This is a genomic window from Streptomyces viridosporus (assembly GCF_002078235.1).
GTDB lineage: Bacteria > Actinomycetota > Actinomycetes > Streptomycetales > Streptomycetaceae > Streptomyces > Streptomyces viridosporus.
The window spans coordinates 1-10,030 of record NZ_MSGP01000248.1 but is presented as its reverse complement, the minus strand read 5'-3'; the positions used below and the strand labels follow the sequence as shown (position 1 = coordinate 10,030).

The following is a 10,030-nucleotide window of genomic DNA, read 5'->3' as shown; positions in this document are numbered from 1 at the left end:
GACGAGGGGGCGCCGACCGGGCGGACACCTCCGGAGGCGGACACCCGGTCGGCGCCCCCTCGTCCGACCAGCACCCCGACCGCGCGCACGCCCACTCCGGCACCGGCGGGGCGCCCGTACCGCAGCGCCCCCAGGAGAAGCAGCGCGGCCTGCTGATGGGGCGGCCGTTCGGGGTGCCCGTCTACGTCGCGCCCAGCTGGTTCCTCGTCGCCATCCTCATCACCTGGGTCTTCGGCGGGCAGATCGACCGCGTGCTGCCCGAGCTCGGAGCCGCCAGCTACCTGGTCTCCCTGTTCTTCGCGGTCGCCTTCTACGCCTCCGTGCTGGTCCACGAACTCGCCCACACCCTGGCCGCCCTCCGCTTCAAGCTCCCGGTCCGCCGGATCCAGCTCCAGTTCTTCGGCGGCGTCTCCGAGATCGAGAAGGAGGCCGAGACACCCGGCCGCGAATTCGTCCTCGCCTTCGTCGGCCCGCTGCTCTCCCTCGTCCTGTCCGGCGTGTTCTACCTCGGCCTGCTGGCCGTGGACCCCGGCTCCGTCCCCGGCGTCCTGCTGGCCGGGCTGATGATCTCCAACCTGATCGTGGCTGCCTTCAACTTCCTGCCCGGCCTCCCCCTCGACGGCGGCCGCATGCTCCGCGCCGTGGTCTGGAAAATCAGCGGCAAGCCGATGACCGGCACCATCGCCGCGGCCTGGGTCGGCCGCGCCCTCGCCCTCTCCGTCCTGATCGGCCTCCCGCTGCTCACCCAGTCCGGAGCTCTCGGCTCCGACGCCGTGGACAACGTCGGCATGGACACCGTCCTGGACGCGCTGCTCGCGGCCATCCTCGCCGCGATCATCTGGACCGGTGCCGGCAACAGCCTGCGCATGGCCCGCCTGCGCGAGCACCTGCCCGAACTGCGCGCCCGCACCCTCACCCGCCGAGCCGTCCCCGTCGAGACCGACACCCCGCTCTCCGAGGCCCTGCGCCGGGCCAACGCCGCCGGTGCCCGCGCCCTGGTCGTGGTCGACGCCGACGGCATCCCCCTCTCCCTGGTCCGTGAGGCCGCCATCGTCGGCGTGCCCGAACACCGCCGCCCCTGGGTCCCGGTCGGCGGACTCGCCCAGGACCTCACCGACGGCATGCGCGTCTCCGCCGAGCTCGCGGGGGAGGAGCTCCTGGACGCCCTGCGCGCCACCCCCGCCACCGAGTACCTGGTGGTCGAGGAGACCGGCGAGATCTACGGCGTCCTGTCCGCCGCCGACGTCGAGCGCGCCTTCGTCAAGGCCATGGCCCGCCCCTCGTAGCGCCGGGGAGCGGCCGGCGTGGTCGGTGGCCCCCGTGAGGACCGGTAGGCTGGTCACATGTCCGAACCGACCGGTGCCGCCCGCAGGCGCGGGCCCTTCAAGGTCGGGGACCAGGTTCAGCTGACCGACCCCAAGGGCCGCCACTACACGTTCACGCTCGAGGCCGGGAAGAACTTCCACACCCACAAGGGTTCCTTCCCGCACGACGAACTGATCGGCGCTCCCGAGGGCAGCGTTGTCCGCACCACCGGGAACGTCGCCTACCTCGCGCTGCGCCCCCTGCTCCCCGACTACGTCCTGTCCATGCCCCGCGGGGCAGCCGTCGTCTACCCCAAGGACGCGGGGCAGATCCTCGCCTTCGCCGACATCTTCCCCGGCGCACGCGTCGTGGAGGCCGGCGTGGGCTCCGGCTCGCTCAGCAGCTTCCTGCTGCGCGCCATCGGCGACCAGGGCATGCTGCACAGCTACGAACGCCGCGAGGACTTCGCCGACATCGCCCGGCAGAACGTCGAGCGCTACTTCGGCGGCCCGCACCCGGCCTGGCAGCTGACCGTCGGCGACCTGCAGGACAACCTGTCCGACACCGACGTCGACCGCGTCATCCTCGACATGCTGGCCCCCTGGGAGTGCCTGGAGGCCGTCTCCAAGGCGCTCGTCCCCGGCGGCATCCTGTGCTGCTACGTCGCGACCACCACCCAGCTCGCCCGGACCGTCGAGTCCATCCGCGAGATCGGCTGCTTCAACGAGCCGACCGCCTGGGAGACGATGATCCGCAACTGGCACATCGAGGGCCTGGCCGTCCGCCCGGACCACCGGATGATCGGCCACACCGGCTTCCTGCTCACCGCCCGCCGCCTCGCCGACGGCGTCGAGCCGCCCATGCGCCGCCGCCGCCCGGCCAAGGGCGCCTACGGCGAGGACTACACGGGACCCAACGCCGACCAGGGCGCCGCCCGCTGAGACGGTCCGCCGTCCTCACAACGCACGGACGCCGTGGCGCAGTTCCCGGAGCTTGCCGGGAACTGCGCCACGGCGCTTTCGCGTTGACGCGGGGCGGGAACCGCGCCCCGTTCCGGTCGCCCCGCCCGGGAACCGCGCACCCCGGCATTCCCCCGCCCTGTGACGTGTGGCACGATGCTGGCCACCCCCACCGGCACAGCCCTCACAGGAGACACTCCTCGTGCAGTCTTCTTCCGCCGTCCCGGAGCTCGCCCACACGCGCACCCGCCCGATCCACTGGGTCGCCACCGCCACGGCCGTCGCCGGTGTCGTGGCCCTCTCCCCGGTCCTGCAGCCCGACGCCGCGACCGCGGCCCAGACACCCGGACCGCGGACGAAGAGCGCCCCGGCCCTCGTCGCCCCGCCCGACCCGGCGGCCGCCGAGTTCCCGCTCGAGTGCGGCACGGTGGGCCTCGTGGTGAAGAAGGAGGCGTCCGGCGACCTCGACGGCGACGGACGCCCGGAGACGGTGGCGGTCGTCCACTGCGACGCCCCGATGGGCACCCCGCCCGACGGCGTGTACGTCCTCACCGGGGCCGCGGGGAGCGGCGCACCGCGCGTGGTCGCCACCCTCGTCGACCCCGAGGACCGCACGAACGTCGACGACTTCGCCGTACGTGACGGTGACGTCACCGCCTCGCTCCTCGGTTACTCGTCGGACGCCGTCCCCAGTTGCTGCCCCGATGTGCGCGAGAACGTGAAGTGGCGGTGGGAGAACGGCGCGTTCGTGCGGTCCGCCCCGTCCGGCGCCCAGAGTGTGTGACCCGCGCACGGGCGTGCGTCGGGGCGCGTACCCCGGAGTGCGAGACATCAGACCATGGTGACGCGTCGTGTCATGTTCCTCACTCGGCGTCCGGTCCGTGCACCTCGACGCCGTCCGAAACGCGACGCACGTGGATGCACTCGCCCGGGCACTCCTCGGCGGAGTCGATCACGTCGGTGAGGAGCGGCAGCGGTACGGGTGTTGTCGCACCCCTGTCCTGCAGCAGTTCGTCCTGCGGACTCTTCACGTAGGCCAGGCCGTCGATGTCCAGCTCGAACACCTCGGGCGCGTACTGGGCGCAGATGCCGTCACCGGTACACAGGTCCTGGTCGATCCAGACCTCCAGGGCCTCGCCGTCGACTCCGGCCTCCTGCTGCACGCTCATCTCTCCTGCCGTTTCCTGCGTCGAACCGGGCGGGAATCCGGCCAGCTCCGACGGGTGTTGAACATGTCGACCCTACCTGTGACTGGGTTCCGATCATTTTCCGTGGGTATTCCCCTGGCGTGAGGGAGAGCGCAAGGGTGAAGATCGGACACACCCCGACCGTCTTTGTGATCTAGGGGTTTCAATCGACACCCGCCCAGGTAGGGTCTGGAAGCGTCCAGCTCCCCTTGGAGGAGGTGAGGACCGTGGCAGCCCACGACGACGACATGAACCGCGGCATCCGCCCGGGACGCGGGTCCGACGACCCGGCCGGGCAGATTGCCTACCTTGAGCAGGAGATCGCCGTCCTGCGACGCAAGCTCGCCGACTCTCCGCGACACACGAGGATTCTCGAAGAGCGGATCGTCGAGCTGCAGACCAACCTGGCCGGCGTGTCCGCCCAGAACGAACGACTCGCCGGCACGCTCCGTGAGGCCCGTGACCAGATCGTGGCCCTCAAGGAGGAGGTCGACCGGCTGGCACAGCCGCCGGCCGGCTTCGGGGTCTTCCTCACGGCGAACGAGGACGGCACGGCCGACATCTTCACCGGCGGCCGCAAGCTCCGGGTGAACGTCAGTCCCAGCGTCGAGCTCGACGAGCTCCGGCGCGGCCAGGAAGTGATGCTCAACGAAGCGCTCAACGTGGTCGAGGCCATGGAGTTCGAGCGTGTCGGCGACATCGTCACCCTCAAGGAGATCCTGGAGGACGGCGAGCGGGCCCTGGTGCTCGGGCACACCGACGAGGAGCGGGTGGTACGGCTCGCCGAGCCGCTGCTGGGCGTCACCATCCGCCCCGGGGACGCCCTGCTCCTGGAGCCCCGCTCCGGATACGTCTACGAGGTCGTGCCCAAGAGCGAGGTCGAGGAACTCGTCCTCGAAGAGGTCCCCGACATCGGCTACGAGCAGATCGGCGGCCTCGGCAACCAGATCGAGGCCATCCGCGACGCGGTCGAGCTGCCGTACCTCTACCCCGACCTGTTCAAGGAGCACGAACTGCGGCCGCCCAAGGGCGTGCTGCTCTACGGGCCCCCCGGATGCGGCAAGACGCTCATCGCCAAGGCCGTCGCCAACTCGCTGGCCAAGAAGGTCGCCGAGGTCACCGGCCAGGCCGCCGGCAAGAGCTTCTTCCTCAACATCAAGGGCCCCGAGCTGCTGAACAAGTACGTCGGCGAGACCGAGCGGCAGATCCGCCTCGTCTTCCAGCGGGCCCGGGAGAAGGCCAGCGAGGGCACTCCCGTGATCGTCTTCTTCGACGAGATGGAGTCCCTCTTCCGCACCCGCGGCTCCGGCGTCAGCTCCGACGTGGAGAACACCATCGTCCCGCAGCTCCTCGCCGAGATCGACGGCGTGGAGGGCCTGCAGAACGTGGTCGTGATCGGTGCCTCCAACCGCGAGGACATGATCGACCCCGCCATCCTGCGGCCCGGCCGACTGGACGTGAAGATCAAGATCGAGCGTCCGGACGCCGAGGCGGCCAAGGACATCTTCGGCAAGTACCTCACCGAGCGCCTCCCCCTGCACGGCGACGACCTCACCGAGCACGGCGGCGACAAGGGCATGACGGTCCAGAGCATGATCCAGACCGCCGTGGAACAGATGTACGCCGAATCCGAGGAGAACCGCTTCCTGGAAGTCACCTACGCGAACGGCGACAAGGAAGTCCTCTACTTCAAGGACTTCAATTCCGGCGCCATGATCGAGAACATCGTGGGCCGCGCCAAGAAGATGGCGATCAAGGACTTCCTCGAGAAGAACCAGAAGGGCCTCCGCGTCTCCCACCTGCTCCAGGCCTGTGTGGACGAGTTCAAGGAGAACGAGGACCTGCCCAACACCACCAACCCGGACGACTGGGCCCGCATCTCCGGAAAGAAGGGCGAGCGGATCGTTTACATCCGTACCCTCATCACCGGAAAGCAGGGTGCGGACACCGGACGCTCCATCGACACGGTGGCGAACACCGGTCAGTACCTGTAAAAGCCAGGGCGGCTGCGGGTGCCTCCTACGGGTACCCGCAGCCGACTGCTTTTCGGGGCCACGGCTGGAGCACAGCAATGACGCAAATGATCTCCCCACCAGCGCAAAGGCGTTCTAGGCTCGTCGGTACCGCCGAGTCGCGCAGTGCGGGGACGGGCACCGCACACGCACCGGAGCGCCGGCGGAGCAGCAGCGTCTCCGACCGGGGACGCCGCCGGGCAAGGAGGGCCGCATGACCGTACGGCGAGTAATGGGCATCGAGACGGAGTACGGGATCTCCGTCCCCGGTCACCCCAACGCCAATGCCATGCTCACCTCGTCCCAGATCGTGAACGCCTACGCGGCCGCGATGCACCGGGCCCGCCGGGCCCGCTGGGATTTCGAGGAGGAGAACCCGCTGCGGGACGCGCGAGGCTTCGACCTGGCCCGCGAGGCCGCCGACGCCAGCCAGCTCACCGACGAGGACATCGGCCTGGCCAATGTGATCCTCACCAACGGTGCGCGGCTCTACGTCGACCACGCCCATCCCGAGTACAGCGCCCCCGAGGTCACCAACCCGCGTGACGCCGTCCTGTGGGACAAGGCCGGCGAACGGATCATGGCCGAGGCGGCGGAACGGGCCGCCCAGCTGCCGGGGGCCCAGCCGATCCACCTCTACAAGAACAACACCGACAACAAGGGCGCCTCCTACGGCACGCACGAGAACTACCTGATGAAGCGGGAGACCCCCTTCTCGGACATCGTGCGCCACCTGACGCCGTTCTTCGTCTCCCGCCAGGTCTTCGCCGGGGCCGGCCGCGTCGGCATCGGCCAGGACGGCCACGAGCACGGCTTCCAGCTCAGCCAGCGCGCGGACTACTTCGAGGTCGAGGTGGGCCTGGAGACCACGCTGAAGCGCCCGATCATCAACACCCGCGACGAGCCGCACGCCGACGCCGAGAAGTACCGCCGGCTGCACGTGATCATCGGCGACGCGAACCTGTCGGAGATCTCGACGTACCTGAAGCTGGGGACGACGGCACTGGTCCTGTCCATGATCGAGGACGGCTTCATCGCGGTGGACCTGGCGGTCGACCAGCCGGTCCGCACCCTGCACCAGGTCTCGCACGATCCGTCGCTGAAGCGGCTCGTCACGCTCCGCAGCGGACGGACGCTCACCGCGGTCCAGCTCCAGATGGAGTACTTCGAGCTGTCCCGCAAGTACGTGGAGGAGCGGTTCGGGGCGGACGCCGACGAGCAGACCAAGGACGTCCTGGCACGCTGGGAGGACACCCTCACCCGCCTGGAGAACGACCCGATGAGCCTGGCCGGCGAGCTGGACTGGGTCGCCAAGCGGGAACTCATGGAGGGCTACCGGCGCAGGGACGCCCTGGACTGGGACGCCGCCCGGCTGCACCTGGTGGACCTCCAGTACGCCGACGTACGCCCCGACAAGGGCCTGTACAACCGTCTGGTGGCCCGGGGCAGGATGAAGCGGCTGCTGGACGAGGCGGAGGTCGAGCGGGCCCGTACGGCGCCTCCTGAGGACACCCGCGCGTACTTCCGCGGACGGTGCCTGGAGCAGTACGCGGACGACGTGGCGGCGGCCTCCTGGGACTCGGTGATCTTCGATCTGCCGGGCCGGGACTCGCTCCAGCGGGTCCCAACCCTGGAACCGCTTCGCGGAACGCGTAATCACGTCAAGGCCCTCCTGGACCGCTGCCGCACGGCGGAAGACCTGGTCAGGGTGTTGTCCGGGGGTTGATCCGGGGCTGAGCGGGTATCCACGGGTACCCGGGAAGGGGCGGCCGGACAGGGTGGAAAATCCCGGGTCCGGGAATCATCGAGATGGTCCCCGTACGTTGGAGCAACTACGGGGGCGCGGTCGGACCCGGCTTGTAGGGTCGGATCCTGACCGAGCAACTGTGTCGGGCGAACCGAGCGGGGTGAGGGTGATGGCGACCAAGGACACCGGCGGCGGACAGCAGAAGGCCACCCGGTCCACGGAGGAGGTCGAGGAGCAGGCGCAGGAGGCGCAGGCTTCTGAGGACCTCAAGGAGCGTCACGAGAAGCTGAGCGACGACGTGGACGACGTCCTCGACGAGATCGACGACGTCCTCGAGGCCAACGCCGAGGACTTCGTGAGGTCATTCGTTCAAAAGGGTGGCCAGTAGGCCGCTGCGACCTTCGGATCGAAGGTCGTATGCGGGGGTTGTGGGTACAGAAAGCGCAGAGGGCGAAGTGCTGCTCGCGGTTCGGGACGTCCGGGCCGCGGGCAGTCTTCGCCGGTGGTGAGGCGGCCCGCTCCGGCGGGCCGCGGGCCCACCGCCGCGCAGGTCCGCCGGCTCCCGCGGCGCATGTGGATCACCGCCGCAAGGCGGGTAGGGTCCGTGGCGTACTGTGCTTCAGCCGCCGTGCCGGGCTGGGGCGGTTCAAGGAACGGCCCGATGCCATAAGGCGGGCTGCCGCATACGTGGAAGGAATCGCGTGGAAGCCAACACTCGTAGCACCGGGCGTCTCCCTGCTGCCTTCCTGACGCCAGGATCCTCCTCCTTCATGGACTTCCTCTCCGAGCACCAGCCGGAACTGCTGCCCGGGAAGAGGAAGTTGCCGCCCGTCCAGGGCGCGATCGAGGCGCCGCACGGCACCACGATCGTGGCCGTGACCTTCCCGGGCGGGGTCGTGCTCGCCGGTGACCGGCGGGCCACCATGGGCAACGTCATCGCGCAGCGGGACATCGAGAAGGTGTTCCCCGCCGACGAGTACTCGGCGGTGGGCATCGCCGGTACGGCGGGACTGGCCGTGGAGATGGTGAAGCTGTTCCAGCTGGAGCTGGAGCACTTCGAGAAGGTCGAGGGCGCTCAGCTGTCGCTGGAGGGCAAGGCGAACCGGCTGTCGACGATGATCCGCTCGAACCTGGGCATGGCCATGCAAGGGCTGGCCGTGGTGCCGCTGTTCGCCGGGTACGACGTGGACCGGGACCAGGGGCGGATCTTCTCCTACGACGTCACGGGCGGGCGTTCGGAGGAGCAGGGGTACGCGGCCACCGGTTCCGGGTCGATCTTCGCGCGCGGGGCGATGAAGAAGCTGTTCCGGGACGACCTGAGCGAGGCCGAGGCCACCACGCTGGTGGTGCAGGCCCTGTACGACGCGGCAGACGACGACTCGGCGACCGGTGGTCCCGATGTCGCCCGCCGGATCTACCCGATCGTCACCGTGATCACCGAGGACGGTTTCCGCCGGCTCTCCGAGGAGGAGGCGTCCGGGATCGCCCGGTCCGTGCTGGAGCGGCGGCTGGAGCAGCCGGACGGTCCGCGGGCGGCGCTGCTGTAGACGCGGCGCGGGCGGTTTGTTGGTTCAGGGTCCAGGGTGGTCCAGTGACTTCGACAGAAAGGGACGGATAACCGGTGTCGACGCCGTTCTATGTCTCACCCCAGCAGGCGATGGCCGACCGGGCGGAGTACGCCCGCAAAGGCATCGCCCGTGGCCGCAGCCTGGTTGTGCTGCAGTACGCCGACGGCATCGTGTTCGTCGGTGAGAACCCGTCCCGTGCGCTGCACAAGTTCAGCGAGATCTACGACCGGATCGGCTTCGCCGCGGCCGGTAAGTACAACGAGTACGAGAACCTGCGGATCGGGGGCGTGCGCTACGCCGACCTGCGGGGTTACACCTACGACCGGGCCGATGTGACGGCCCGGGGCCTGGCGAACGTGTACGCGCAGACGCTGGGCACGATCTTCTCCAGCGTGGGGGAGAAGCCGTACGAGGTGGAGCTGGTGGTGGCCGAGGTCGGGGAGACCCCGGAGCAGGACCAGATCTACCGGCTGCCGCACGACGGCTCCATCGTGGACGAGCACGGCTCGGTGGCGGTGGGGGGCAACGCGGAGCAGATCAGCGGGTACCTGGACCAGCGGCACCGGGACGGGATGACGCTGGCGGAGGCGCTGAAGCTGGCCGTCCAGTCGTTGTCGCGGGACACCAACGGCAGTGAGCGGGAGATTCCCGCGGAGCGGCTGGAGGTGGCGGTGCTGGACCGTACGCGGCCCCAGAAGCGGAAGTTCAGGCGGATCGGCGGGCGGCAGTTGTCGCGGCTGCTGGAGGCCGGGAGCACGGCGACGGGGTCGGAGGCGGAAACGGACGCGGGGACCGAGTCCGGAGGGGACGTGGAGTAGTCCCGGCCGCGTCCGAGGTCTCGCCGCGCGCCCCGACCGACCGGTCGGGGCGCGCGGCGTGTGTCCGCGGCGTGTGTCCGCGGCGGGTCGAGCGGGGCGGGGGCGTGCGGCCGCGGGCGGGCCCCTCGGCTCAGCGGGGCCGTGCCGGTCCGGTCGAGCCCCTCACCACCAGCTCGACCGGGATGTCGCCCGCTTCGGGGGCGCGGTCGTCCAGGACGGCGAGGAGGGCCTGCATGCCGCGTTCGCCGAAGAGCTCCGCGTCCAGGCGGACCGTGGTGAGCTCCGGGTCGATCGCGGTGGCCAGGGCCAGGTCGTCCAGGCCGGTGACGGAGAGGTCGTCGGGGATGCGCAGGCCCAGGCGGCGGGCCGCCTTGTAGACGCCGGCCGCCAGCTGGTCGTCGTCGCAGACCACGGCGGTGGGGCGGTCGGGGTCG

The 10,030-nt window shown here is 70.0% G+C and carries 10 protein-coding genes and 1 pseudogene; 9 read left to right on the top strand and 2 right to left on the bottom strand.

From position 1 onward, the window contains the following. The 3 genes from B7L92_RS18510 to B7L92_RS18500 all read left to right on the top strand — a co-directional run. On the top strand, positions 1-1,286 hold a 1,286-nt coding region (locus tag B7L92_RS18510), incomplete at its 5' end, for a site-2 protease family protein (protein ID WP_081238657.1). Between the two features lie 57 nt (positions 1,287-1,343). Then, positions 1,344-2,246, top strand: coding sequence for a tRNA (adenine-N1)-methyltransferase (locus tag B7L92_RS18505; protein ID WP_004990264.1), 903 nt, complete (start codon positions 1,344-1,346; stop codon positions 2,244-2,246). 220 nt (positions 2,247-2,466) lie between these two features. After that, positions 2,467-3,048 (top strand): hypothetical protein, encoded by a 582-nt coding sequence (locus B7L92_RS18500; RefSeq protein WP_081238656.1) that lies wholly within the window; start codon positions 2,467-2,469, stop codon positions 3,046-3,048. Positions 3,049-3,127: 79 nt separating this feature from the next. On the opposite strand, the gene B7L92_RS18495 is transcribed toward B7L92_RS18500, so the two are convergent. Continuing rightward, positions 3,128-3,433, bottom strand: coding sequence for a ferredoxin (locus tag B7L92_RS18495; RefSeq protein WP_081238655.1), 306 nt, complete (start codon positions 3,431-3,433; stop codon positions 3,128-3,130). 245 nt (positions 3,434-3,678) lie between these two features. Between B7L92_RS18495 and arc the strand changes: the two genes are divergently transcribed. The 6 genes and pseudogenes from arc to prcA all read left to right on the top strand — a co-directional run bounded on the left by arc (position 3,679) and on the right by prcA (position 9,596). Next, positions 3,679-5,445 carry a proteasome ATPase gene (arc, locus tag B7L92_RS18485; protein WP_004990287.1) on the top strand — a complete coding sequence of 589 codons (1,767 nt, stop codon included), beginning with the start codon at positions 3,679-3,681 and terminating at the stop codon, positions 5,443-5,445. Between the two features lie 232 nt (positions 5,446-5,677). Next, a complete protein-coding gene (gene dop / locus B7L92_RS18480; RefSeq protein WP_368656252.1) occupies positions 5,678-7,189 on the top strand; it encodes a depupylase/deamidase Dop in 1,512 nt (503 codons plus the stop codon). A 190-nt stretch (positions 7,190-7,379) separates the two neighbouring features. After that, positions 7,380-7,598, top strand: coding sequence for a ubiquitin-like protein Pup (locus B7L92_RS18475; protein WP_016826993.1), 219 nt, complete (start codon positions 7,380-7,382; stop codon positions 7,596-7,598). Positions 7,599-7,768: 170 nt separating this feature from the next. Further along, positions 7,769-7,960 (top strand): annotated as a pseudogene (locus tag B7L92_RS18470) (endonuclease domain-containing protein); the annotation flags it as partial. Then, a complete protein-coding gene (gene prcB / locus B7L92_RS18465; RefSeq protein ID WP_004990293.1) occupies positions 7,912-8,757 on the top strand; it encodes a proteasome subunit beta in 846 nt (281 codons plus the stop codon). The pseudogene B7L92_RS18470 and the gene prcB, both read left to right, overlap by 49 nt. Positions 8,758-8,831: 74 nt before the next feature. Continuing rightward, entirely contained in the window at positions 8,832-9,596 is a 765-nt protein-coding gene (prcA, locus tag B7L92_RS18460; RefSeq protein WP_081238653.1) for a proteasome subunit alpha, read from the top strand. Positions 9,597-9,726: 130 nt separating this feature from the next. Here prcA and B7L92_RS18455 read toward each other — a convergent pair. Beyond that, on the bottom strand, positions 9,727-10,030 hold a 304-nt coding region (locus B7L92_RS18455; RefSeq protein WP_159461042.1), incomplete at its 5' end, for a substrate-binding domain-containing protein.